Consider the following 26770-nt stretch of genomic DNA (forward strand, 5'->3'; position numbering starts at 1 on the left):
ATAGAATCTCGTGACTGAAAAAAAAGAACTTACTGATTTAGACAAAGACCGAATCATAGAAATGGCTTGGGAAGACCGCACCACTTTTGATGCGATTTTAATGCAATTTGGATTAAAAGAACAAGAAGTGATCGACCTGATGCGCACCGAAATGAAACCTTCGAGTTTTAGAATGTGGCGCGAAAGAGTGCAAGGCCGAAAAACAAAACATGAAAAATTAAGGGATTTTCGAGAAGGCCGTTTTAAATGTACGATGCAAAGGCAAATTAACAACAACAAGATATCCAAACGATAATTTTTCGATAATTAAGAAACAAATCCAAAATAAATTTTAAATAACTGATTGAATAATACATATGAAAAACATAGTAATCATTGGTGGTAGTAAAGGAATTGGTAGTGCCATTTTGTTGCAACAATTAGAGACAAACTTGGTTTACAACATCAGCAGAAATGCACCTGAAATCACGCATCCCAACCTGAAACATTACTCATTAGATGTTCTAAAAGATACACTTCCAGAAATAGAAGCTGTAGACACCTTGATTTATTGCCCAGGTTCTATTAATTTGAAACCGATTGGAAGTTTGAGCATCGATGATTTCAGAAATGATTTTGAAATAAATGTGATTGGCGCTGTAAAAGCCATTCAAAAATATTTACCTGTCTTAAAAAAAGGAACAAACCCTTCGATTGTTTTATTTAGTACAGTAGCTGCAAAATTAGGAATGCCGTTTCATGCGAGTATCGCTACTTCAAAAGCAGGAGTAGAAGGATTAGTAAAATCATTGGGAGCAGAATTGGCTTCGGTAGTACGCATCAATGCCATTGCTCCGACGATTACCGAAACATCACTTTCGGCAGGTATTTTAAGAAATGACCGAATGAAAGAAAACATGGTAGAACGCCACCCGATGAAAGGCTATCTAAAACCGGAAGAAGTAGCTAATATGGCCAACTTCCTAATTTCGGAAAGCGCCAAATCAATTTCAGGTCAGGTTTTCGAAATGGATTACGGAATCGTGACCTTTAAAATCTAAAAAAGTAGTTATTCCCAATCTAAAAAATAAATTCTTTAACGATTAAAGAAAAAAGAGTTCTAGAATTTTCTTAATTCCTTAATGGTTAAAAAAAAGTTTAAACAAATCCAATAAAATAATTAGCCAAATTTAAAATTATAATACTGCATCGCATGATAAAAGAAATGAAAAGTTACGAGAAAATTGAACAATACGACACCGAAATTACAGAAGCATTAGCAGATAATTACAAAGTTATCATTGAGAATTTAGGTGAAGATGTTACGCGCGAAGGACTAGAAAAAACACCAGAACGTGTCGCCAAAGCGATGCAATATTTAACTCATGGTTACGGATTAGATCCATTAGAGATATTAAAATCGGCAATGTTTACTGAAGACCATCAGCAAATGATTGTGGTAAAAGATATCGAAGTCTACTCGATGTGTGAACACCACATGTTGCCATTTTTTGGAAAAGCACATGTGGCTTATATTCCAAATGGTAAAATTGTAGGTTTAAGTAAAATACCAAGAGTAGTTGATGCTTTTGCCAGAAGAATGCAAGTGCAGGAACGATTGACGGACCAGATTAAAAATTGTATTCAGGACGCTTTGAATCCACTAGGTGTAGCAGTTGTAATTGAAGCGCAACACATGTGTATGCAAATGCGAGGGATTCAAAAGCAAAACTCGGTTACCACGACTTCTTCTTTTACAGGAGCTTTCGAGAAAGACAAAACAAGAAAAGAATTTATTAGCTTAGTTTCCAATAAATTAAGTTAATTTTAATTTCTGGAGAACTTACTGAATAAAAAAAAGTACACAGATTTAACAGATTAATACCGTTTATTTCGTTAGTTGAAAATTGGAGTTAATTCGTGTAATTCGTGGCAAAAAATACAAACTATGAAAATTCTCTTAACAGGCGCAACAGGTTATATCGGGAAGCGACTTTTGCCTTTGTTGGTGGCACAAGGACATGAAATAATCTGTTGTGTAAGAGATAAAAATAGGTTTTATTGTCCAATAGAATTTCAAAAAAGTGTTACGGCAATTGAAGTTGATTTTCTAAAACAAGAAACATTGACAGCCATTCCCGAAAATATTGATGCGGCTTATTATCTGATTCACTCCATGTCAGGATCAGCCTCTAATTTTGATGAATTAGAAAGTTTATCGGCGCTGAATTTTGTGCAACGCTTGAATGAAACCAAAGCAAAACAAGTGATTTATTTGAGCGGAATTGTCAATGACAAATCATTATCCAAACATTTATCTTCCAGAAAAAAAGTAGAAGAAATTTTAAATACAGGAACTTTTGCCGCAACTACTTTGAGAGCGGGAATTATTGTGGGTTCTGGAAGCGCATCGTTTGAAATCATTCGGGATTTAGTGAATAAACTTCCTATTATGATAACTCCAAAGTGGCTCAATACTAAATGCCAGCCGATTGCAATTCCGGATGTTCTCGATTTTTTATCCAAATCATTACTGAATCCACTTACCTACAATCAGAGTTTTGACATTGGCGGACCCGATATTTTAACGTACAAAGAAATGCTTTTGGGTTTTGCAGAAGCAAAAAAATTAAAGAGATGGATCTTCACTGTCCCAATAATGACACCAAAATTATCTTCTTATTGGCTCTATTTTGTAACCTCAACATCGTATAGACTCGCATCAGCACTAGTTAGCAGCATGAAAGTCGAAGTAGTTTGCAGTGATAACAGAATCAATGAGTTATTGCATGTTACGCCGATGTCCTACAAACAAGCGCTTTCCCGTGCATTGATAAAAGTAGACGAAGATAAAGTAGCTTCGAGTTGGAAAGATTCCTTGGTCAGCGGACGTTTTAGCAGAAACATGTCGGAATATTTGAAAGTTCCAAAAAAGGATTGCTACATCGACCGTCGCAAAATGGAAATTATAGATCGTGATTTCACCATCAACAGGATTTGGTCCATCGGTGGTGACACAGGTTGGTATTATGGTGATTGGTTATGGAATTTACGAGGTTTTATTGATAAATTATACGGTGGCGTAGGTTCTAGAAGAGGAAGAACAAACCGACATGATATACATTCTGGTGATGCCTTGGATTTTTGGCGCGTTTTGTATGCCAATAAAGAAGAAGGAAAATTAATCTTATTTGCCGAAATGAAATTACCTGGTGAAGCTTGGTTAGAATTTAAAATTATAGGAAATACTTTGTATCAAGCGGCAACTTTCAGACCCAGAGGAATTTGGGGAAAATTATACTGGTATTCCGTTTTACCCTTTCATGGGTTTATTTTCGAAGGAATGCTGCAGAAACTGATTAAATAATTTTATTTTTTAAATATATAAGTCATTTAAGTTTTTATTTGAACTTTCTAAAACTTAAATGCCTTATATGTTAAATCTTTTTATTTCAAGATTCCGGCTTTGTAAGTCGCAATCGCTCGATCTCTCGCCATGGCGTGTTCTACCATAGGTTTTCCGTAACCTAAATCGAATTCTTTAATCCATTTTCGGATGTAGATTCCTTTCTCATCGAATTTTTTCTGTTGAATCTCTGGATTGAAAACACGGAAATAAGGTGCGGCATCACAACCGGTTCCTGCTGCCCATTGCCAGTTACCAACATTGGCAGACATATCGTAATCCAGTAGTTTTTCGGCAAAATAGGCTTCACCCCATTGCCACTGAATCATTAAATGTTTAATCAGAAAACTGGCGACCACCATGCGAACTCTGTTGTGCATGTAACCCGTTTCATTAAGTTGACGCATTCCTGCATCGACCATTGGATAACCAGTTGTTCCCGAACACCAACGTTTGAAATCTTCTTCATTATTGCGCCACTCAATTCCATCATAAGCCGATTTAAAGTTTTGGGTTACAACTTTTGGGAAACTGAATAAAATTTGCATGAAGAATTCTCTCCAAATCAGTTCACTCAAAAAAACATCATTTTTATGAAAGGCCCAATTGACTAATTTCCGTACGCTTACGGTTCCAAAACGCAAATGCGGTGACAGATAAGAAGTTTTGTCCAAGGCTGGAAAATCTCTTATATCTTGATAATTTGCAATGAATTTTAAATTGTGTGGCTTAACTTTTATGGGACTTTCTTCGAAACCTATTTGTTCCAAAGTTGGAAAATCAAAACTATTTTTATGGAAATTAGAAAAATGGGATTCCGTATTATATTCCTGAACCGGCGCCATTGATTTGTATTTCTCTAACCATTTATTTTTAAAGGGAGTGTAAACCGTGTATGGCAATCCGTCCGCTTTTGTGATTTCTTTTTCCTCGAAAATCACTTGATCTTTAAAAGAATAAGCAATGGTTTTATTTGTTTCCAAAAGTTCACAAATTGCTGTATCACGTTGTATCGCGTACGGTTCGTAATCTTTGTTGAAGAAAACTTCTTTAACATCATATTCTTGTAAAAGTAATTGCCAAACATTGAAAGTTTTTCCTTTTTTGACCAGAAGTGAGCTTCCAATTTCCTGTAATTGCGTATTTATTTTCGAAAGTGAATCATGGATAAAACCTACTCTGGCATCATTTTTTGGTAAACTATCCAAAATGGAATCATCAAAAATAAACAATGGAATCACTGGATATTTTGACCGTAACGCTTGAAATAAACCTACGCTATCTTCTAAACGCAAATCACGTCTGAACCAAAATATAGAAACTTCTTGCTTGCTCATTACTTTGAATTAAACATTTCGTCCACTTTAATTACACGGTACTCGAAAATGGATTTCAATTTATTTTTAACGACCAATGTGTTCATAATTCGGCCCAGAAAACCAAGTGGCAACCCGTAATGCACTACATCAGTCATTTTAGTTCCGTTTGGTGTGGCTTCAAAAAAATGTTTGTGGTGCCAAAAACTGTATGGACCAAAACGTTGTTCGTCTATGAAATAACTATTTTCTTTTACTTGTGTTATTACAGTCATCCATGACAAAGTGATTCCAAAAAGTGGCGTTACTTTATACTGAATAATTTGTCCCGGATACATGGATTTTTGATCAAAATCTGTGATTTGAAAACCCATTCCTTCCGGTGTAATTTTCTGAAGATTTTTTGGATTTGAAAAAAAGGACCAACATTCTTCGACAGTTGCATTTACGTGCTGAACGGTTTCTTGTTTATATATTTTCATGGTTGTGTTTTAAATATAAATGCCTTCATGGAACACTGCGTTCGCGTGAGGGATAAAAGTGGAGCTCTTTTTATAATTGGCCTCGTTTTTTTAGAACGAAACCAGCTATAAAAAAGCGGAAACGGATAGCCCGACCCCGCTGTAACGCTAGTGAAAGCGAGGTCACGCCCCAATTGAACTTTACATTTTATAATATTTGAAAGGCACAAATAACATTCCGAAACACTCGCCGTGTTCCTTACCCAAATGTTTGTGATGCACTTTGTGTGCTTTTCGCAAGCCTATTAAATACTTGTTATTGGTATTTTTAAACCACTTAAATCGTTGGTGAATCAAGACATCGTGAATCATGAAATAACAGAATCCGTAAAATGTGATTCCGAGTCCAATGAAAAAGAAATAATTCATTCCGCCTTGAACGCCAAAGTAGAAAAGAACGATGCTAGGAAGAGCAAAAATCACAAAGAAAATATCATTTCGTTCGAAAATATTTGCGTATTTTGGTTGGTGATGATCGGCATGAAAATACCACATCAAACCATGCATTATGTACTTATGCGTAAGCCAGGTCACACATTCCATAAATAGGAAAACACCCAAAAAGATTAAAAAGGAAATCATTATTTTTTTATTTAATTAAAAATATACTTTTCAAAACAGGCATTATTATACCAATTTTAATTTATAGGTTACAAAAGATTGCGCCAAAAGACCCGCTTTTGTATAATTAGAAACCCGAATTCTTGCATTTCCAATTTCATCGCAAGGCGTGTTTTCTAATTTTTTCAGTAGTTTTTTGTAATACACAAATGCGGTATAGACACCAAACTTAGCTTCTATTGGCAACTTTACAATCCCTTGATAGGCGACTTTAAAATCTTCTTCGATTTCATTGATGATTGCTGTTTTGGCTTTTTCATCGAATGAGTTCAAATCCACACCAGGGAAATAATTTCGGTTCAAAACTAAATTATCGTCCTTCAAATCTCTCAAAAAATTAACTTTCTGGAAAGCAGAACCCAAACGCATGGCTTCGTCTTTCAGTTGCTCGTATCGTTTATTGTCACCGGCTACAAAAACCTTTAAACACATTAGCCCTACGACATCCGCAGAACCATAAATGTAATCATCGTACTCTGCTTTGCTGTGATAATCTGATTTTATCAAATCTAATTTCATACTTTTCAAGAAAGCCTGAATTAAATCATCGGAGATATTGTATTGTTTTACCGTTTGCTGAAAAGAGTTCAAAATTGGATTCAGACTGATTCCTCTTTCCATTGATTTGTAATACTCATCCTCAAACTCAGTGATTAAACTTTCTTTGTCAAAACCGTGAAATGAATCTACAATTTCATCCGCAAAACGAACAAATCCATAGATACTATAAATCGCATCTCTTATACTTGGCGACAACATGTAAACCGCCAGAGAAAAAGAGGTGCTATAGTTTTTTGTAACTAGTTTGCTACATTTAAAAGATACATCATCAAATAATTGCTTCATATTATTGCTCTGAAAATTGCTTATTAATTAATTCTGACACTAATTTTCCAGAAATTAATGCTGGTGGAACACCTGGTCCCGGAACGGTCAATTGACCTGTGAAATATAAATTCTTTACTTTTTTGCTTTTCAATTTTGGTCTCAAAAAAGCGGTTTGCAATAACGTATTCGCCATTCCATATGCATTTCCTTTATAAGAGTTGTATTCCGAAACAAAGTCATTTTTACAAAATGATTGTTTAAATATAATATTATTTTTTACACTTTGCTTTGTTAATGTTTCAAAACGATCCATTATTTTATCAAAATATTCTTCTCGCAACGCTTCAGTATCATTGATTCCAGGCGCCAAAGGAACAAGGAAAAATCCTGATTCCATTCCTTCGGGAGCGGCAGTTTTATCTGTCACTGATGGAAAATTGGCATAAAACAACGGTTCTTTTGGCCATTGTGGTTCATCATAAATATCCTTGGCATGCTGATAAAAATCAACATCAAAAAACAACGCATGATGCGAAATATTTTCTATTTTTTTATTGAAACCAACATAGAATAATAATGACGAAGGAGCAAAAACTCGGCTCTCCCAATATTTCTCAGAATACGCACGATGTTCCTGATCCAATAATGTTTCAGTATGATGGTAATCGGCACCGCTCAAAATCAAATCGGATGCAATCGTTTCGCCATTGACCAATAATCCTTTGGCCGTTTTATTGTTCACGATTATCTTTTCAATATTAGAATTCGTTTTGAATTTCACCCCTAATTCCAACGCTAAACTTTCCATCGCACGAACTACATCAAACATTCCAGTTTTTGGGTGCCAGGTTCCAAGACCAAAATCGGCATAATTCATAAAACTGTAAAACGAAGGCGTATCGGATGGTTTGGCTCCAAGAAACAAAACGGGAAATTCCAGAATTTGAATCAACCTTTCATTTTTAAATTTCTTTCGAACATCTTTACTGATGTTGCTAAAAAACTGTCCAACTTTTTTAGCTGTTTCAACGGTTATTAACTCCAGTGGAGAAACTCCCGGACGATACACTAAATCTTTAATGGCAATATCATAATTGCTTTTGGCTTCAGCCATAAAATCATTTAGTATGGTACCGCTACCTTTTTCGATTGCTTCAAAAGCGAAAATAATATCCGTTAAATTATCCGCAATTGTAATGAAATCATCGATCCCATAATACACTCGGTATGCTGGAGATAACTTTATCAACTCGTAATAATCCGACGTTTTTTTATCAAAATCTGCAAAAAAACGATCGAACACATCCGGCATCCAGTACCAACTTGGCCCCATGTCAAAAGTGAATCCCTCCATTTTTAATTGTCGTGCTCTTCCGCCAATTGTTGGATTTTTTTCATAAACGGTAACATCGTGGCCACTTTGTGCTAAATAACAAGAAGCAGCAAGCGAAGAAAACCCAGAACCTATAATTGCAATTTTTTTTATTTCTTTCATTTGTTTAGCAAATATACAAAAAGTTTAAACAAAAAATTAAATTTCATCTACTAATTCAGAAATAGAATTGAAAATTGATATTTTATCTGAAAGCCCTTCTTTATTTATAAACTCCACCAAGCGTCCAGCATACCATAATTCAGTGGTATCATCTAGCAATTCATTGGACATTTTTTGAATGTATCCATCCAATATATCTCTTTCAGGCTGCACTGTCATATAAGAAACAAAAACAATGGAATTGAAATGTTTTTTTAAATCTTTTAGATTATCAATAGGCATACTTTCCCCTAAATAAATGGTTTTATAGCCATGCAATAGAATCTCATAATTCAGATACATCAAGCCCAATTCATGAATTTCATTCATAGGGAGTGATAGGACAAAAACTTTATCGAATTTGGTTTGCTTTAAAATTTGAAGTTTTTCAGTATTTATTAATAATTTTTGCTTGATTAAATAACTGATAAAATGTTCATGAGCAGGCGTTATGGTATCGGATTGCCACAATAATCCCAGTTCATTCATTAGCGGTATAAAGACTTGATGAAAAACTTCCTTAAATGATTTTTCAGCTATTAACCAATTGTACGTATTGAAAAACAACTCTTGATCAAAGTTCATCATCGCCATTTTAAACTCACTAATAGCATGACTTTTGGCTGTTTTACTCGAAATTATTTCGCGCACTAATGAAGGTATTTTATCTTGGGGATAAGTCGCTATTTTTGAGATTTTATAGCCATAATCATGTAATAAAGTAATATTTAAAAGTTTTTGCAAACTGGCCAAATCATACAAACGAATGTTAGTATCCGTACGCATGGGCTGAAGAATATCATAACGTTTCTCCCAAATACGTATGGTATGCGCTTTTATCCCTGAAAGGTTTTCAAGGTCTTTAATACTGAACACATTTTTTACATTGTTTATCATTTATCGAAATTTAATAAACAAATGTAAAATAAAATTACTTATAAACTCTCATAATACCCCCGAAACTTTTTTAAAACTAAAAAAACTTCCAAACATTCTTAAAGAAAAATAAGTTGGAAACGACCATTGAACCTCTACTAATCCCTTATTTCATGGGTACTATTTTATATTTCTTCATTTCAAAAATAATTAACTCGCTTTTTTCTTTGCCAAAAATTGAATTGTAAATAATTTCAAATTACCAATTGTTAAATCCTAAAATATAAGTTCACAATTAAAATCCATTCTACATTGAAAAAGGGGATACAATTCCATAAATTGATTCTCCGTAGCAATCCAAACTGGATTTTATAAACATCAAAAAACAGATAAGCAATAGTATAAACTTTTACTTATCTGTTCTCGATAATAATTAACTTTTTTGTCCGAAATTATTTTTTCATGATTTTTCTGTTGGTAAAACCGTCTTCATTATATATCGTTAGAAAATAAATACCACTGGAATAGGCACTCAAATCCATATTTATATTTTCTGAGGTTTCCTTAACTTCAGCAACTAAAGCACCCAAAACATTAAATATTTTAATCCCACTCATTGGAGCGCTTGCCTGAATAGTTACCACATTTGTCACTGGATTAGGATAAATTAAGAGTGATGACGCATCCGCAAAAGAATCTCTGGATAAAGCGTCACTAGTTGTAGCTTCCCAACTTGATGCTAAATTATTATCTAATGCAGTACTTATTAATTTAAGATAAGTTCCGCCTCCATCCGGTGTTGTTGGCCAGGGAGCAGCATCAAAATATTCTACTGAATCAATGATATTTCCATCGGCGTCGGCCAACACAATTTTTTGAGATTTATTCGATAAGTTTCTGGTAAACTGACCAAAAGGCACCTCGCCATATTTACTTTGAAAAGTAGCGCTATTACTCGCTAAATAAATTGTTTCGTTTGCTCCAATGGTCGAATTATAAGGAAATTGATACGTCAACCCTAACTGTCTAAAGTAAACCCCAGAAAGATTTACTGAGCGATCACTTATATTTTGAAGTGCAATAAATTCCAAATCATTACTTACCGGAAAACTAGTTGATGTTTTTGGATTGTAATTAATTTTAGTAATTACCAGAGGGGGTACCGAAACATTAGAACAGTTTGAAAAAGATCCTATATTATTCGTTATCCATGTGGATCTGTCAGCAATAAAGGTTCTAATTTTATTTACATCCGTGCTATGATCGTCTAAAGTGCCCCATCTTTGATTCTCACGCGGTATAGCCTCACTAATATAACTTAAGGCATTATCCATATAAGTAATCAGGGCATCTTTGTTTAACGGCTGACCCGGAGCTTTTACTTCGTTCCATCGTTTGGAGAGCAAACATTTGAAATCTCCGTTATCGAATAAATAACTCCAAAATGGCGGTCCTATTCTATTGCCATTATTAAATTGCCATTGATCCACGTGGCTGCTATTTGTGAACGTACTTCCAAATCCTTGGTTAAAATCCCAAACCGGTCCTGCCCGTAATTTTCCACCACGGTCTTTATGAAAAAAGGTACTGGACTGGTACACATCCGCATTAGAACTTAGTTCATTGACCAACATGAAATCAACAAAAGAAGGCACATCAATAATCGTTCTATAGCCATCTTCCAAATCATCGTCATAGGCGTGGTCTTGCATTCTATTAAACTCCGCTTCAATATACTGGGTTTGCTCCAGTGTTGCATTTTCAGGTTTAGGCAAATCATGTACAAATTTAGTTTCATCCATCCAAAACGCTACAGGGTCGCCACCGGTAGTTTTATCCGCTTTTGTAATATATCCGCCTGTTATATTAGGCAAAGAATTATCCGTTGCTTCAATCTTTAAAACATTGACCCGATTTTCATTTGATTTAATTTTTTCCTGAAAAACATACAATCCTTTATAATCGCCATTTATCATTACCTCACAGTATTCCGTTTTAGTTGCATAGTTCCCCAATTGTCTAGCCATATAGTAGGCCAAATAATCCCTAACTAATGATGGATCAAAACCCAATCCATTCAAAATCCAGTCGTTCTCACTTGGCATTCCCAAAACGCTCACATTATTATTTGACGTATTATCTGCTTTCAAAGTCGTCAGCGCATATTGTTTTTTTGGCAAAGTTTGAGTGGATGAGCCTCTGATTTCTATACCTATTCTACCACTATAATTCAAAAATTCAGCTGTGTTTTGATCCGTAAGATAGTTTCTGGTTCCGTCTGGCCTTTTGATAATTTTCATGCTGGCTAAAACTTTTGGATCATCCAGAATTTCGAGAGGCAAACCAGTGTTCGGATCATTATCGGTCGTGATAATGATAATAGGTAAATTACTGTCCGTAAAAGTTTGACCCGTTACGGAATAAGAAGTAATTAGTACAATCAACAAAATGATTTTGGAAATTGTATTCAGCCAGGTAATGTACAATTTTTTCATGATCTGATTTATTATTAAATTAAAGCATAAATTTAATAATAAAAACAATATAAAACATTGATAATCAATTATTTATAATATTTATTTTTAAATAATATAAAATGAAAATTGGATGTTTTTTGCTCAAGAAATAGCAACAGTAACTTTGAACTAAATTATTAATGAAAGAGCTTAATTCTTTAATTGAAACTTTTACATCCAAAAAGAAAAAAGACGGAGCTAGAAAAATCAAAATTTACATGCTAGAATAACGGACTTTGGTTAGTCTTTTGAAATTCAAATTTTACAAAGCAAAAATTTAGCCATAAAACAATACAAATATAACCTATATAACTGAAAATCAGTACATTTGTAAATATTATTTTTTAATTCAATAAAATACCGTGCTATGTATAACGAGATATTAAAAGATAGAATTGAAGCCGGTTTATTGCTTTCAGAGAAATTAAAAAAATATCAGAATAGCAATACCATAATTCTCGCCGTTCCAAGAGGCGGAGTGCCTGTAGGATATATAATTGCGAAAAGCTTACATCTTCCTTTGGATATTGTGTTGTCAAAAAAAATAGGACATCCTAATAATAAAGAATTTGCGATTGGCGCAGTTTCCATGGATTCTATGACTATTGATGAACATCCGGAAGTGCCAAAGAAATACATTGAAGATGAAATTATCCGCCTTCGAAAATTGATGCAGAATAAATACGAAATATACATGGGGAATCGCGAACCACTGGATATTAAAGGAAAAAACATAATATTAGTCGATGATGGAATAGCAACAGGAAACACGTTATTAGCCAGTATTACTATGTTGCGCAAAAGGAACCCTGCAAAAATTATTGTTGCAGTTCCTGTATTGCCTTATGATACAGTTCCCGTTTTCGAGAAAAATGCTGATGAGTTTGTCTATCTGATTGCTTCAAAATATTTCAGAGGCGTTGGTAGCTTTTACGAAGATTTTAATCAAGTAGAAGATGATGAAGTGATTCGGTTATTAAATGTTACAAGCCCTATTGAATGAGATTTTAATCTACAAGTATTCATTTTTAAATGCATTGATTATGAAAAAATTCGATTTGGATATTCCATTATCCTCCGTAACCTTGAAAGGAGATTTAGTGATTCCTGAAAATGCAACCGGAATAGTTGTCTTTTCACACGGAAGCGGCAGCAGTAGGTTCAGTTCCAGGAATAGAATGGTGGCAGAGTTGGTACAAAAACAAAACATAGCCACATTTTTGTTCGACTTGCTAACGGAAGAAGAAGACCGTGTTTATGAAAGCAGGTTCAACATTGATTTATTAGCCAATCGGTTGATAGAAACCACACAGTGGCTTATGGAGAATGATGATACTAAAAGCTTAGCTATAGGTTACTTTGGAACCAGTACCGGCGCGGCATCAGCCTTACGCGCAGCAGCCCATTTCAAAGAAACCATAAGAGCGGTGGTATCTCGTGGCGGCCGTCCTGACTTAACCATTACAGAACTGCCACAAGTGACCGCTCCCACTTTACTCATCGTGGGCGGTCTAGACGTTCCCGTCATTACCATGAATAAAATGGCCTATGATCAATTAGAATCCACAAAAGACATGAAAATAGTGGAAGGGGCAACACACCTTTTTGAAGAACCGGGAAAACTGTTAGAAGTGGCTGATTTAGCCATTGACTGGTACAAAAAGTATTTGATGCAATAGCAATCTGGCTGTAGCATAACAAATTACAACCTAAATTTTAGGGATGATTTATTCTGTTTGTATCATACGGTTTAATTGATTATCAACTAAAAAAACAATTATCATGGTAACAGTAAACACCTACATAATCTTTAACGGGTATTGCGAAGAAGCATTTCTATTTTATAAATCCATTTTTGGTGGCGAATTCTCTTATTTTGGGAGATTTAGGGACATGCCAACGACGGACGGCAAAACCTGTCCACCTGCAGAAGCAGAGAAAATAATGCATGTTTCCCTACCTATCAGTAAAGAAACGGCCATCATGGGAAGTGACAGTTTCGAATCATTTGGAACTGAAACCATTTATGGAAATAACTTTTCGCTTTCCATCAATACCGAAAGCAAAGAAGAAGCAGACAAGCTCTTCAATGCCCTTTCTGACGGTGGAAAAATTACAATGCCTATGGAAAACACCTTTTGGAATGCCTATTTTGGAACATTTACCGATAAATTTGGAGTGAATTGGATGGTAAATTTTGATTTGGTGGAAGGAAAATAAAAGTAGTACCACAAGCATGGAGCAAAATATTCAGCCACGGATTTCACGAATTCCCATTATTTAATTCGTGGAACTCGTGGCTTCTTTTTGGGAAATTAATCTTCAAAAAAACGAAAGGATGACTATTGCTAAAAACAATCGCTTTTTTTCTTAAATTAGTTGAATCAAATAAATGCTATGAAAAAACTAACCAAAGAAGATATCAGTCAGGAAGTGTTTGACTTGTACGATGACTATGCACACAATAAACTTGATAGAAGACAATTTGTCGAGAAATTATCCTTGTTTGCGGTAGGAACGCTCACGCTTCCTTCGCTTCTTAGCTTTATGACACCCAATTACGTGGATTCTATATTAATAAAACCAGAAGATCCAAGGCTAAAATCAGCATTCATCACCTATGATTCTCCCAAAGGCGGAGGAAAAATTAAAGGACTTTTATCGCAACCCACAGGAACCCAAAAGAAACTGCCAGGAATCATCGTTGTACATGAAAACCGCGGACTGAATCCGTATATTGAAGATGTAGGACGAAGAGCCGCTGTGGAAGGATTCATCACTTTGGCACCGGATGCTTTATCGCCACTGGGCGGTTATCCCGGAAATGATGATGCCGGACGAGAATTACAAAAAAAACGTACCCGCGAAGAAATGCTCGAAGACTTCATTGCAGCCTACGAATACCTAAAATCGCACAAAGATTGCAATGGTCGTATTGGTGTGGTTGGATTTTGTTTTGGCGGTTGGATTGCTAATATGATGGCGGTAAAAATCCCAGATTTGTGTGCCGCAGTTCCGTACTATGGCGGACAACCCACAGCAGCCGAAGCCGAAAAAATAAAAACACCCATCATAGCGCAATATGCCAGTTTAGACACTCGCGTAAATGAAGGTTGGCCCGCTTTTGAAGCCATCCTTAAAAAGAACAAAGTAGAACATACCGCTTATTTCTATAAAGGAGTGAATCATGGTTTTCATAACAATACCACACCCAGATACGATGAAAAAGCCGCCACTTTATCTTGGACACGAACCATTGATTTTTTTAAGGAAAAATTGAAGAACTAATTTCATTTTTTAAAAGTCCCTTGATTGGGGCTTTTTTTATTTTTTAAGAAAATACTGCTAAAATTAAATATAACCCAAGATTTTATTATATTTGAAAATAAATAAATTCTGACGTTTATCAGACTAATCCACCTTATTTTGGGATGATATGTTTGATTTTGTCAGTGGCATATTAGTTAACTGATAGCTTTGCTGAACGAAACAACAACTAAAACCAAATAAAAACATAGAATGGAAATTGATAAATTAGATTCCTACCAAACAGTTATTGCATACTTGAAAAAGAAATCAGATAGGAATAGACATTTATTACTTGGAAATGGTTTTAGTATGGCTTATGACCATAAAATATTCTCATACAACGCTTTAAGCACTTTTATAGAAAATTCAAATGATGAATTTCTAAAAAAATTATTTGAAGTTATTAAAACAAAAAATTTCGAATTAATAATGGATTATTTAGATAATTTTTGTGAAATAGCACAAGTTTTTAGCGAAGATAAAACATTGGTAGATAAAATTCAACAAGCAAACGAAACATTAAAAAATAGTTTAATTGAAGCAGTAAAATCATTACATCCTGAACACGTTTTTAGTATCTCAGAAGACAAAAGCAAAAAATGTTATAAGTTTTTGGAAAATTATTTAGGGGAAAATGGTAACATATTTTCGACCAATTATGATCTACTTTTATATTGGGTTCTTTTACGTAATGAATCCAAATTTCATATCGATGGTTTTGGAAGAGAATTAGAAAATCCAAATTTTAAAAAAGATCACTAAGAACCAGAATTTGGAGATTTAATTTGGGGAGTACATAAAGACAAACAAAATGTACATTATAACCACGGAGCATTACAATTATTCGATACAGGAATTGAAATTATAAAAGAAGTTTATGATTCAAATAACCTATTGGATAACATTAGCAAGAGAATGAACCGAAAAGAATATCCAATTTTTGTAACCGCAGGAAACGCAGATGAAAAACTAAACCATATTATGCATAATAAATACCTTTCTACTTGTTATGATAATTTATCAAATATCACTGGTTCTTTGGTGACATTTGGATTTAGCTTTAGTGATAATGATACACACATAATAACTGCAATAAATAGAGCTTGTAAATTTGATAAAGAAAAAAGAACAAAACTTTTAAGTATATATATTGGAGTTTTTAGCGATAGTGATTTAGCAAGCCTTAAAAAAATGGAAAATCAATTTGCCTGTAAAGTTAGTTACTACAATGCTAGAACTGCTGATATCTGGTAAATATTAAGAAAATAAAACTCAAAATATACAAAAAGGCATCAGTTAACCGCCGTTTAGCAATATGTCGGGTTTAGGCTTAATTGACGATGTTTTTGTACTTATAAAATTAGTGTTTAACCAAAAGAAAAATCTTAATTTAGTCGCTAAATCTTATCAAAGCCAAGGAGATCTTGACCGCAGATTTACCTTAAAATATAGAATTTAACGCAATTTAAACTATGAATAAAGCTAGAATTGAAAATACTAACGAGATTGTTAAAGCCGACACTTTACTTAAATTTTATCCAAATTATAGTGATCTTATATTTGTGTGTATTGATGAGAAATGTTCTATCCGAATGGCTCCAACATGTATAAAAAAAACAGAGCGAAAGAAACCGCATTTTAAAAAGTATAGAAATAGAGAACACATAGAAACTTGCGAATATGCCACTTTAAGTGAATTATATCAAAAAGGTAAAAATCAAAAACTAAATAAAATAGAAATTAATAAAATTGGTTATCCATCAGTTTTTAATTTAAATGAAAATAAGGGCGATGATGTAGAAAAAAAATCTTCTCAAGCGAAACTTGATGATGGTGATGAAGGAGTAACTGGTCGTGGTGGTGGAATATCAAAAGTTTATGAATTTGATAGTGAAAATATCAAATTTGATAGGAGCAACAAAGTTCAAAGTGTTGATAGAATTGTAGATTGGTATTTAGGATTTCCTCATAATAGAGATGTTCAGATAGAAATTAACGACAAAAAAATTCAATATCGATATTTTTTCAAACGTATAATAGACAATACTGATCCATTAAGTTTGCAAAATGATCGAATATTTTATGGTAAAATAATGCTATCCGAAACAAACAAAAATGTATTTAATAAATATACTGAAAGTGTATTTTTAACTTTACTTGGTTTCAAAAAGAAAGATGAATTAGAAAACAAAATATATAACTATTCTGTAAAAATTGATAAGAAGTCAATATCTAAACGTATGTTATCAAGATTGAGAAATAAATATGAATCATTATTTGAAGAAGCGCATTTAGATTTAAAAAATGGTTCAAATGAACCTAACGTAGGATTATATGTTTTTGTATATGGATCAATTGATGAAAACAATGATACAATATTGAATGTCAAACAACATCATATCACATTTAGATATGACGAAGTCAGAAAAACAACTATTGAATAATATGATAAAAACCGATATCGCTAATATACCACAATCGTTAGCGCAGTTTTGCAAACTGTGCCCGCAACAATAAGCCACTAATACAAAACATAATCCCACAAAAAAAGCCCCATTCGGGGCTTTTTCAATATATAAACTCAAATTTTTATTTACTCAAATACATTTTTCTTCTTGAGTACAATTCGTAGAATTGATCGTCTTTCAAGTCATCAATAAACAAGATGCTTTCTCCTGTTGATTTCATTTCTGGTCCTAATGCTTTGTTCACATTATGGAATTTGCTGAAAGAGAAAACGGGTTGCTTGATGGCAAATCCTTTCAACTGTGGGTTAAAAGTAAAATCGGTTACTTTATTGTGACCTAACATTACTTTAGTTGCATAGTTCACATAAGGTTCTCCGTATGCTTTTGCAATAAATGGAACCGTACGAGACGCTCTAGGATTTGCTTCAATGATATAAACGATATCATCTTTTATCGCAAACTGAATGTTGATTAAACCAACAGTTCTCAAAGCCAACGCAATATTTTTGGTATGGTCTTTTATTTGTTGCATCACAAATTCGCCTAAGTTAAACGGTGGCAAAGTCGCGTTACTATCGCCAGAGTGTACTCCGCAAGGTTCGATGTGCTCCATAATTCCTATGATGTACACATTTTCTCCGTCGCAAATTGCATCAGCTTCCGCTTCAATTGCACCATCTAAATAATGGTCTAAAAGCAATTTATTTCCTGGAATCGTTTTCAATAAATTCACAACATGCTCTTCTAGTTCTTGCTTGTTGATTACAATTTTCATTCCCTGACCACCCAACACATAAGATGGACGAATCAATAATGGAAAGTCCAAAACATCTGCTAATGCCGAAGCTTCGTCAGCCGTTTCAGCAATTCCAAATTGTGGGAAAGGAATTTTTAAGTCGGTTAAAAGTTCAGAGAAACGTCCTCTGTCTTCGGCTAAATCCAAAGCGTCAAAGCTCGTTCCTATAATTTTAATACCGTATTTAGATAATTTCTCCGCTAATTTCAGCGCCGTTTGTCCACCTAATTGCACGATTACACCTTCTGGTTTCTCGTGTTGAATAATATCGTAAATATGTTCCCAGAAAACTGGTTCGAAATACAATTTATCGGCTGTGTCAAAATCAGTCGAAACCGTTTCTGGATTACAGTTGATCATGATGGTTTCATACCCACATTCTTTGGCGGCAAGCACCCCGTGAACGCAAGAGTAATCAAATTCGATTCCTTGTCCAATTCTATTTGGGCCTGAACCAAGAACGATTATTTTCTTTTTATCTGTAACAACACTTTCATTGTCAACATAACGTGTACCGTCTGCTTTTTCTATTTCGGCTTCAAAAGTCGAGTAATAGTAAGGCGTTTTTGCTTTGAACTCCGCAGCACAAGTATCCACTAATTTGAATACACGATTGATATTCATTTCTGTACGCAACGTATGTACTTGACTTTCCAGACAACCCATCATGTGCGCGATTTGTCTGTCGGCAAAACCTTTTTGTTTCGCTTCTAATAACAATTCTCTTGGCAAAGATTCTACTTTATAGTTAGAAATTTCTTTTTCTAAAGTATACAGTTCTTCGTATTGTTTCAAAAACCACATATCAATTTTAGTGATTTCATGAATGCGGCTCAACGGAATTCCCATCGCAATAGCATCATAAATCACAAAAACACGATCCCAACTCGCAAAAGTCAGTTTCTCGATAATTTGTTCGTAGTTCGTGTATCCTTTTCCGTCAGCTCCTAAACCATTTCTTTTGATTTCCAATGATTGAGTTGCTTTGTGCAGGGCTTCTTGGAACGAACGTCCAATTCCCATTACCTCACCAACGGATTTCATTTGAAGTCCTAACGTTCTGTCAGCACCTTCAAATTTATCAAAGTTCCAACGTGGAATTTTCACAATCACATAATCCAAAGTTGGTTCGAATAAAGCCGAAGTCGATTTGGTAATTTGATTTTGCAATTCATCTAAGTTGTAACCCAAAGCCAGTTTGGAAGCAATTTTTGCAATTGGATAACCCGTTGCTTTTGATGCCAAAGCGGAAGAACGAGATACACGAGGATTGATTTCAATCGCTACAATGTCTTCTTTATCGTCCGGCGAAACGGCAAACTGCACGTTACAACCTCCGGCAAAGTTTCCGATGCTTCTCATCATCAAAATCGCATAATCACGCATTTTTTGAAAAGTCGTGTCAGACAAAGTCATTGCTGGCGCAACCGTGATGGAATCCCCGGTGTGAATTCCCATTGGATCCATATTTTCGATAGAACAGATAATCACAACATTGTCGTTTTTATCTCTCAAAAGTTCCAATTCATATTCTTTCCAACCCATTAAAGCCTTATCAATTAAAACTTCATGAATTGGTGATGCTTCTAAACCTCTGGTTAAAAGTTCATCAAAATCTTCTTTTTTATAAACAATTGCTGCTCCGGTTCCACCTAAAGTAAACGAAGGACGGATTACTAACGGGAAACCAAATTCCTGAGCGATTTCTTTTCCTCTAAGATAAGACGTACATATTTCTGCAGGAGCAGATGGCACACCGATTTTCTTAAGAAGGTTTTTGAACTGCTCTCTGTCTTCGGTAATATTAATGGCGTTTACATCAACCCCGATTAATTTCACTCCAAAATCAGCCCAAATACCTTTTTCATCGGCTTCCAGACACAAGTTCAAAGCGGTTTGTCCTCCCATTGTAGGCAAAACAGCATCGATTTGAGGATGCGCTTTCAGGATTTCAATGATAGATTTAGTCGTCAGTGGTTTCAAGTACACATGATCGGCCATGGTTGGGTCGGTCATAATTGTTGCCGGATTGGAGTTGATCAAAATAACTTCAATTCCTTCTTCACGAATAGAACGGGCAGATTGTGATCCTGCATAATCAAATTCGCACGCTTGACCAATAACAATAGGACCTGAACCTATTATTAAAACTGATTTTATAGATGTATCTTTTGGCATTGTGTTGTAATTATTGTGTTGTGTAGTTGTTGTTTTGAAAAGATTAAAGTTACTGAACTCAAACCTTTTACCTGTAAATCTTTAACTTTTTTTAACGAATAGGTATAAAAAAAGGCGATACTAAAAAAAGTAACGCCTTATTTATGTTTATAAAAACATTATTTTTTGTGTCTTGGTTCGCAAGAAACAGTCAATTTATGTCTTCCTTTAGCTCTTCTACGCGCAAGAACTTTTCTTCCATTAGCAGAAGCCATTCTGTCCATAAATCCGTGCTTATTTCTTCTTTTTCTTTTCGATGGTTGAAACGTTCTTTTGCTCATTGCTTTGTATCTTTAAAATCTTATTTATATGTCTTTCTATTTTCGAATAACTGTTATTCTAAAACCGAGTGCAAATATACAAAGACTTTTTTTTCTCACAAGTAGTTTTGTAAAAATATTTTCAATTCATTTTACTATATTTGTGATCTTAAAATAATCACACTATGTTTCACAGAAATATTAAACTTATTATCGCCGGACTTATCATCGTTACTGGCATTTGGCAATTCACAGAAAGTAATATCGGTAACGGAATTTTCCTTCTAATATTGAGCGCAATTCCTATTTTCCTTTACTTTAAAAACGAATTCATCTTATTAGCCTTTTTAAAACTAAGAAAACAAGATTTTGAAGGAGCAAAAAAATGGTTGGCTTACATCAAAAATCCGGAAACAGCTTTGATCCAAAAACAACAGGGCTATTTCAATTATTTGCACGGAATCATGCTTTCGCAAACCAATATTAATCAAGCAGAAAAATATTTCAAAAAAGCGATTGAACTTGGATTATCAATGGATATGGATTTGGCTGTAGCCAAATTAAACTTAGCTGGAGTTGCCATGACACGTCGTCGTAAACTTGAAGCCACTTCCCTATTGAACGAGGCTAAAAAATTAGACAAACAGAATATGCTGAAAGATCAGATTGTCATGATGAAAGAACAAATGAAGAAAATATAATTTCTTCCAAGAATAACTTCAACAATTAAAAAAACCATTTGTATCCGCAAATGGTTTTTTTTATTCCTAAAATGCTAATTAACGGATATTTAAGCGATTTGACGATTATTTTATTTAGAAACATTTTTTTTACATAAATTTAATCTCCAAAAAAAAAATATGACGAGAAAAATACTCTTACTATCCTTTTTACTTTCTTTTTCAAGTAACTACTCCCAAGATAGTATTGCCTATTTTTCTGATGCCTTACGATTAAATATCAATTCTTATAATGCTGCAAGTAACCATGCTTTTGAAAATAAAGATTTTAATGAAGGCAAACGGTTATTTGACTCACTCGTACAATACAAACTTATAGGCACTCGATTTGATGATTTTACGGTTAAGGGATACAATTCTAAAGACGTAATATTAAACAACATCAACAAGCCTATTTTATTAGTAACTTATGCGTCATGGTGCATCTTAAATAAAGGAGATGCTCCAGCATTAAATGAATTGGCAAAAAAATATCCTGACGACTTACAAATTGTCATTATTTTTTGGGATAAAAAACAGAACCTAAAAAAAATAGCCAATCAATTCAGCAATGCAATCAAAATATGCTATGCTAACGAGTCCTACGCTAATGATTTCCGAATCATCGCAACATTAAAACATACGTTAGGAATTCCTACTGTATTTTTTATTGATGAAAACAAAAAGGTAGTAAACATCAACCGTGTTAAAAATCATTACAAACCAAAAATTTCATTTGACACAGCTTTAACCATCAGTTATGATCTTTTTGACCAAATGATCAATCCTCCTTTAAATAAAATAACTCCTAATTCTGGCATAGCCAACAACAATTAATAACCCTTCAAAGGAATTTCGATTTGATATTTCTTACCGGTTTCATTCAGCAATTTTGTTTCCCTGAGCCAAGGATTGTGAATCTTCAAAATTTTATAATTGATCCCTTCGCTTTTTGCAAAATCAGCCAAATCCGTAATCGAGCTGTCAATTTCTATTTTTCGAGTTGGCAAAGCGCTATACAAATCTTCGGAAGCAATGGTAAAACCATATTTTACGGGATTCTCCATAATTTCTTTCAAAGCTAAAATCCTAAATACATAGCGAGACGTTTCTTCCGTAAGCAACAAATCATAATAATTGGATACTTTCTGAATTCCAATTTGTTTATTCACACCTGTCATTCCTCCATTATAGGATGCTGCCGCTAAGGTCCAACTTCCAAACTTTGTTTTAGCACTTAAAAAATAACTGCAAGCCGCTTCCGTTGATTTTTCTAAATCATAACGCTGATCCACATTTTCAGTCACTTCCATTCCGCGTTCTTTGGCGGTTTCCGGCATAAATTGCCAAATACCTCTTGCTCCTGCCGGCGAAACCACATTTACCAATCCACTTTCTATAACGGCCAGATATTTAAAATCATCCGGAATACCATTCTTTTTCAAAATAGGTTCAATTACAGGAAAAGCACGATTGGCTCTTTTTATGACCAAAATAGTAGAAGCGTGAAGATTTACATTTACCAACAATTCCCGATCCAATCGTTCCTTCACATCCGATATTTTCAATGGCGTTTCTTCGCCTGCAAAATCCAATTTTACAGGAAAATTAGAAACGGTTTCTTCTTTAATATCTTTTACTTTGGTGTCATTTGTGGTTGCAAAAATAAATATCCCACTCGCAAAAATCACGGTAACCATCAAGGCAACCTTATTTATCAATTTCATCTTTTCTTTTTTAGGCCTTTCATATAGTCATAAAAGTGCGTTTACTTCTTTTCGGTTCCCAATATAATGGAAGGCAAATTTTCATTCAACCATTTATACTTATTTAAAATCATAATGTGTGTCCCTCCTTTTACAACGATACAATTCTTGATATATTTGATTGGAAAAACATCATCAGCGTCTCCATGTATGTGAATTACGTTTTCATCCATAACGGTTCTATCCCATAAAATCACTTGTTCCACTGCCCAATTCAAATAACGAATATCCCGAACGGAAAGGAATTTTTCATATAATTTCAGTCTTTGATTTACTTTTTCTCCGAAAGAAAATTTAGCCAGACTTTCGATATTTGCAAAGAGACTCATAGGAATTAGTTTATAGGCTTTGGTGGTTTTAGCAATTTTCAGTCTTCGAGGAAATTCAGAATTACATCGTACACTCGAAATAATGATGACCTTGCGCGCATTAACATATTTAGCCATTTCCTGAACTAAGATTCCTCCAAAAGAAACACCAATCAAAACAGGATTCTCATGCTTTATTTTCGCAGTAATTCTCTTGGCATAATCCGTCAAAGATTCATTGTCCAGCGGAATTTCCCATTCTAATAAATGGATTTCAAACACCTCTTCGGGAAGTACAATTCGCTCAAAAATGGCAGCACTTGACGCCAAACCTGGCATTAGATACACGGGGATTTTACTCATAATTGTTTTAACGATTTTATAACAAAATTCAGTCTTTTTATAGCGAATTTTGTATAAAATTAATTTTTTTATTCAAACCCTATCCACTTTTTACTTTATATTATCAATAATTTATGACAACACAACTATTTGAATCAAATACAAGAGGCAAGGCCGATTTTGGATGGCTTAAGGCCAATTTCTCATTTTCTTTCGGAAATTATTTCAACCCTGAGCGTTTACAATTTGGAATGTTACGCGTTTTAAATGATGATACCATCGCAGGTGGAACAGGTTTTGGCACACATGGCCACGCCAATATGGAAATTTTTACGATTCCCCTTGAAGGCGGCTTAAGACATCGGGACAGTATGGGAAATGAAGGCGTAATTGGTTTTGGAGAAGTCCAAGTGATGAGTGCCGGATCCGGAGTAGAACATTCTGAAATGAATGCCAGCCAGAAAGACGAAGCCAAAACATTACAACTATGGGTTTTTCCTGACACCGAAAACTTAACTCCAAGATATGACCAGAAATCATTTGATATTGAAAATCAAATCAATACCTTTGTAAACATCGTTTCGCCAAATGATCAAAATGATGACAATGCACTTTGGGTTTACCAAAAAACCTTTTTCCATTTAGGAATATTCGATAGCAACACCAGTTCGACATACAAGGTTCGAATTCCTAAAAACGGTGTTTATTTATTTTTGATTGAAGGCGAAATAGAAGTTAATAATCAAGTTTTGAAGGCAAGAGATGCCATGGGAATTACAGATTTTGATACGTTTGACATCAAGATTATTACCAAATCAAAAATACTTTTGGTAGAGGTACCAATGAATCAGAGTTAATTATTATGGATGCAGCAAGCACGATGGAAATCAAAGACAACACTTTTTCTAGACAATTTGAAACTATAGTCGATCAAGGATTAGTTTCTGTTGAATATTCTTTTCAGGAGAAGAAAATATTTCTAACAAAAATAAATGTTCCTGAATCGTTCGAAGATGAAGAATTCGTTTCTAATTTTCTAAAAAATATTATGGAAATAGCGATTGAACAAAAATTGAAAGTTGTTCCTATTCTTCCAAAAATAGTTTTGTTTTTCAAAAAAAATCCTATTTACAAAGAGTTACTTCCTCCTGGAATTAGACTCTAATAAAAAGCGGCTGTATTTTTAGAATACAGCCGCTTTTTGATTTATAAAAATGTTAAGAGTATTATTTCTCTATTTCTCTCATGCTATCCATTTTCTTGTTGGCTAAGAAACCGGTAATATCTTCAAAATGTTCCACGACTCTTTTGTTTCCAAATTCGAAAACCTTAGTAGCCAATCCGTCTAAGAAATCCCTATCGTGAGAAACCAGAATTAAAGTTCCGTCAAAATCACGCAAGGCATCTTTGATAATGTCTTTGGTTTTCATATCCAAGTGATTAGAAGGCTCATCCAGAATCAATAAATTCACGGGTTCTAACAATAATTTTATCATTGCCAAACGTGTTTTCTCTCCACCTGAAAGCACTTTTACTTTTTTAGTCACATCATCGCCCTGAAACATGAATGCACCTAAAATATCTTTTATTTTTGTTCGAACATCACCAACTGCGATATCATCGATTGTTTCAAAAATAGTGGCATTTTCATTTAATAAAGAGGCTTGATTTTGAGCAAAATAACCAATTTGTGCATTATGTCCAATTTCTAGACTACCGCCATTGATTTCAATTTCTTTCATAATGGCTTTAATCATCGTCGATTTTCCTTCACCGTTTTTCCCTACGAAAGCTACTTTTTCCCCTCTTTCAATCACCATATTTGCATTCGAAAAAACTACATGGTCTCCGTACGATTTTGATAAATCTTTCACTATCACAGGATATTGTCCGGAACGTGCTGCTGGTGGGAATTTAAGTTTCAATGCCGAAGTATCCACTTCGTCAACCTGAACAATAACTAATTTCTCTAACATTTTAACACGAGATTGAACGGCATCCGTTTTAGAAAATGTCCCTTTGAAACGGTCTATAAAAGTTCTGTTATCAGCAATCATACGTTGCTGCTCATCGTACGCTTTTTGTTGGTGCACGCGTCTATCTTTTCTCAACTCTAAATAATGAGAATATTTTGCTTTGTAATCATAAATACGACCCATTGTAACTTCGATGGTACGGTTCGTAATATTATCAACAAAAGCCCTGTCGTGAGAAATTACCACAACTGCTTTGGCGGAATTAATCAAGAAATCTTCTAACCATTGAATACTTTCGATATCCATGTGGTTGGTAGGCTCATCCAGCAAAATTAAGTCTGGTTTTTGCAAAAGGATTTTTGCCAATTCGATTCGCATTCTCCATCCACCAGAAAACTCTGAAGTTTGACGGCTAAAATCTTCGCGAACAAATCCCAAACCGATTAGAATTTTCTCTACTTCAGCTTCATAATTTACTTCTTCAATAGCATAAAATTTCTCGCTTAAATCCGAAACTCTTTCGATTAATTTCATGTATGCATCACTTTCATAATCGGTACGAACTGTCAATTGTTCATTGATTTCGTCAATTTCGGCTTTCATACCGAAAATTTCACCAAACGCTTTTGACGTTTCTTCCATCACCGTTGCGCCATCTGTAGTCAATAAATGCTGGGGCAAATAGGCCACAACTGCATCTTTTGGTGCCGAAATATTACCGGTTGACGGCTTGCTTTGCCCTGCAATAATTTTAAGCAGCGTTGATTTTCCAGCTCCATTTTTACCCATAAGGGCAATCTTATCATTTTCATTTATAGCAAAAGAAACATCACTAAAAAGTGTCGTTCCACCAAATTGTACGGAAATATCGTTAACTGTAATCATTGTAATGTTGATTTGTAGATTCGGCTATTCATTTATTCTAAAAGTTGAAAACCAAGTTGTTTTTAAAAAGTGCAAAGATAGATTAATTAAGTAATTTGTTTACTATAAAATAAAAGCTTCCAGAAAG

General features: G+C 34.3%; 25 protein-coding genes and 1 pseudogene. 14 read left to right on the forward strand and 12 right to left on the reverse strand.

All coding sequences use genetic code 11. The features are described 5' to 3' along the window. The first annotated feature begins 10 nt into the window (after positions 1-10). The 4 genes from BMX64_RS10300 (at position 11) to BMX64_RS10315 (ending at position 3346) form a co-directional block, all read left to right on the forward strand. On the forward strand, positions 11-295 hold the full coding sequence (locus BMX64_RS10300) for a TIGR03643 family protein (protein WP_091171480.1): 285 nt from the start codon (positions 11-13) through the stop codon (positions 293-295). Between the two features lie 61 nt (positions 296-356). Further along, positions 357-1040 carry an SDR family NAD(P)-dependent oxidoreductase gene (locus tag BMX64_RS10305; RefSeq protein WP_091171484.1) on the forward strand — a complete coding sequence of 228 codons (684 nt, stop codon included), beginning with the start codon at positions 357-359 and terminating at the stop codon, positions 1038-1040. A 152-nt stretch (positions 1041-1192) separates the two neighbouring features. After that, positions 1193-1804, forward strand: a complete 612-nt coding sequence (gene folE, locus BMX64_RS10310) for a GTP cyclohydrolase I FolE (RefSeq protein WP_241258514.1) — start codon at positions 1193-1195, stop codon at positions 1802-1804. Between the two features lie 123 nt (positions 1805-1927). Further along, entirely contained in the window at positions 1928-3346 is a 1419-nt protein-coding gene (locus BMX64_RS10315) for an SDR family oxidoreductase (RefSeq protein WP_091171488.1), read from the forward strand. Between the two features lie 80 nt (positions 3347-3426). Here the strand turns inward: BMX64_RS10315 and BMX64_RS10320 are convergent, their stop codons facing one another. The 7 genes from BMX64_RS10320 to BMX64_RS10350 all read right to left on the reverse strand — a co-directional run bounded on the left by BMX64_RS10320 (position 3427) and on the right by BMX64_RS10350 (position 11576). After that, positions 3427-4722 (reverse strand): cryptochrome/photolyase family protein, encoded by a 1296-nt coding sequence (locus BMX64_RS10320; protein WP_091171491.1) that lies wholly within the window; start codon positions 4720-4722, stop codon positions 3427-3429. Next, positions 4722-5183, reverse strand: coding sequence for an SRPBCC family protein (locus tag BMX64_RS10325; protein ID WP_091171495.1), 462 nt, complete (start codon positions 5181-5183; stop codon positions 4722-4724). The genes BMX64_RS10320 and BMX64_RS10325 overlap by 1 nt, the downstream gene beginning before the upstream one ends. A gap of 180 nt (positions 5184-5363) precedes the next feature. After that, positions 5364-5804 (reverse strand): sterol desaturase family protein, encoded by a 441-nt coding sequence (locus tag BMX64_RS10330; protein WP_091171498.1) that lies wholly within the window; start codon positions 5802-5804, stop codon positions 5364-5366. A gap of 45 nt (positions 5805-5849) precedes the next feature. Next, positions 5850-6689 carry a phytoene/squalene synthase family protein gene (locus BMX64_RS10335; RefSeq protein ID WP_091171502.1) on the reverse strand — a complete coding sequence of 280 codons (840 nt, stop codon included), beginning with the start codon at positions 6687-6689 and terminating at the stop codon, positions 5850-5852. A gap of 1 nt (position 6690) precedes the next feature. Then, positions 6691-8166, reverse strand: a complete 1476-nt coding sequence (locus BMX64_RS10340) for a phytoene desaturase family protein (RefSeq protein ID WP_091171507.1) — start codon at positions 8164-8166, stop codon at positions 6691-6693. A 36-nt stretch (positions 8167-8202) separates the two neighbouring features. Further along, positions 8203-9102, reverse strand: a complete 900-nt coding sequence (locus tag BMX64_RS10345; RefSeq protein WP_167543054.1) for a MerR family transcriptional regulator — start codon at positions 9100-9102, stop codon at positions 8203-8205. Positions 9103-9533: 431 nt separating this feature from the next. Further along, complete coding sequence (locus tag BMX64_RS10350) at positions 9534-11576, reverse strand: CotH kinase family protein (protein ID WP_091171508.1); 2043 nt, start codon at positions 11574-11576, stop codon at positions 9534-9536. 388 nt (positions 11577-11964) lie between these two features. On the opposite strand from BMX64_RS10350, the gene BMX64_RS10355 reads away from it, so the two are divergent. From BMX64_RS10355 to BMX64_RS10380, 6 genes and pseudogenes are all read left to right on the forward strand, one after another. Next, positions 11965-12600 carry a phosphoribosyltransferase gene (locus BMX64_RS10355; RefSeq protein ID WP_091171511.1) on the forward strand — a complete coding sequence of 212 codons (636 nt, stop codon included), beginning with the start codon at positions 11965-11967 and terminating at the stop codon, positions 12598-12600. Between the two features lie 40 nt (positions 12601-12640). Further along, positions 12641-13276: a dienelactone hydrolase family protein gene (locus tag BMX64_RS10360; protein WP_091171814.1), complete on the forward strand. Its 636-nt coding sequence runs from the start codon at positions 12641-12643 to the stop codon at positions 13274-13276. A gap of 103 nt (positions 13277-13379) precedes the next feature. Continuing rightward, a complete protein-coding gene (locus BMX64_RS10365; RefSeq protein ID WP_091171514.1) occupies positions 13380-13817 on the forward strand; it encodes a VOC family protein in 438 nt (145 codons plus the stop codon). 177 nt (positions 13818-13994) lie between these two features. Then, positions 13995-14885: a dienelactone hydrolase family protein gene (locus BMX64_RS10370; protein WP_091171517.1), complete on the forward strand. Its 891-nt coding sequence runs from the start codon at positions 13995-13997 to the stop codon at positions 14883-14885. 231 nt (positions 14886-15116) lie between these two features. Next, positions 15117-16160, forward strand: a pseudogene (locus tag BMX64_RS15855) (DUF4917 family protein). A gap of 218 nt (positions 16161-16378) precedes the next feature. After that, positions 16379-17350: a hypothetical protein gene (locus BMX64_RS10380; protein ID WP_091171522.1), complete on the forward strand. Its 972-nt coding sequence runs from the start codon at positions 16379-16381 to the stop codon at positions 17348-17350. Positions 17351-17495: 145 nt separating this feature from the next. On the opposite strand, the gene carB is transcribed toward BMX64_RS10380, so the two are convergent. Next, a complete protein-coding gene (carB, locus tag BMX64_RS10385; RefSeq protein ID WP_091171525.1) occupies positions 17496-20348 on the reverse strand; it encodes a carbamoyl-phosphate synthase large subunit in 2853 nt (950 codons plus the stop codon). A 158-nt stretch (positions 20349-20506) separates the two neighbouring features. Further along, complete coding sequence (gene rpmH, locus BMX64_RS10390) at positions 20507-20668, reverse strand: 50S ribosomal protein L34 (protein ID WP_007136275.1); 162 nt, start codon at positions 20666-20668, stop codon at positions 20507-20509. A gap of 164 nt (positions 20669-20832) precedes the next feature. Here rpmH and BMX64_RS10395 point away from each other — a divergent pair, with 164 nt between their 5' ends. Further along, a complete protein-coding gene (locus tag BMX64_RS10395) occupies positions 20833-21348 on the forward strand; it encodes a hypothetical protein (protein WP_091171528.1) in 516 nt (171 codons plus the stop codon). Between the two features lie 159 nt (positions 21349-21507). Next, a complete protein-coding gene (locus BMX64_RS10400; protein WP_091171531.1) occupies positions 21508-22203 on the forward strand; it encodes a TlpA family protein disulfide reductase in 696 nt (231 codons plus the stop codon). Here the strand turns inward: BMX64_RS10400 and BMX64_RS10405 are convergent. After that, positions 22200-23093, reverse strand: coding sequence for a lytic transglycosylase domain-containing protein (locus tag BMX64_RS10405; RefSeq protein WP_091171534.1), 894 nt, complete (start codon positions 23091-23093; stop codon positions 22200-22202). The genes BMX64_RS10400 and BMX64_RS10405 overlap by 4 nt on opposite strands. Positions 23094-23134: 41 nt before the next feature. After that, entirely contained in the window at positions 23135-23803 is a 669-nt protein-coding gene (locus BMX64_RS10410) for an alpha/beta hydrolase (protein WP_091171539.1), read from the reverse strand. Positions 23804-23916: 113 nt separating this feature from the next. Between BMX64_RS10410 and BMX64_RS10415 the strand changes: the two genes are divergently transcribed. Next, the gene (locus tag BMX64_RS10415) at positions 23917-24639 is read left to right on the forward strand and encodes a pirin family protein (protein ID WP_091171541.1); all 723 of its coding nucleotides are present in this window, start codon (positions 23917-23919) and stop codon (positions 24637-24639) included. 23 nt (positions 24640-24662) lie between these two features. After that, positions 24663-24947 carry a GNAT family N-acetyltransferase gene (locus BMX64_RS10420; protein ID WP_091171816.1) on the forward strand — a complete coding sequence of 95 codons (285 nt, stop codon included), beginning with the start codon at positions 24663-24665 and terminating at the stop codon, positions 24945-24947. Between the two features lie 61 nt (positions 24948-25008). Here BMX64_RS10420 and BMX64_RS10425 read toward each other — a convergent pair whose 3' ends face one another. After that, positions 25009-26643 (reverse strand): ABC-F family ATP-binding cassette domain-containing protein, encoded by a 1635-nt coding sequence (locus BMX64_RS10425; RefSeq protein ID WP_091171544.1) that lies wholly within the window; start codon positions 26641-26643, stop codon positions 25009-25011. Positions 26644-26770: the final 127 nt, after the last annotated feature.

The organism is Flavobacterium sinopsychrotolerans (assembly GCF_900110375.1).
GTDB classification, from domain to species: domain Bacteria; phylum Bacteroidota; class Bacteroidia; order Flavobacteriales; family Flavobacteriaceae; genus Flavobacterium; species Flavobacterium sinopsychrotolerans.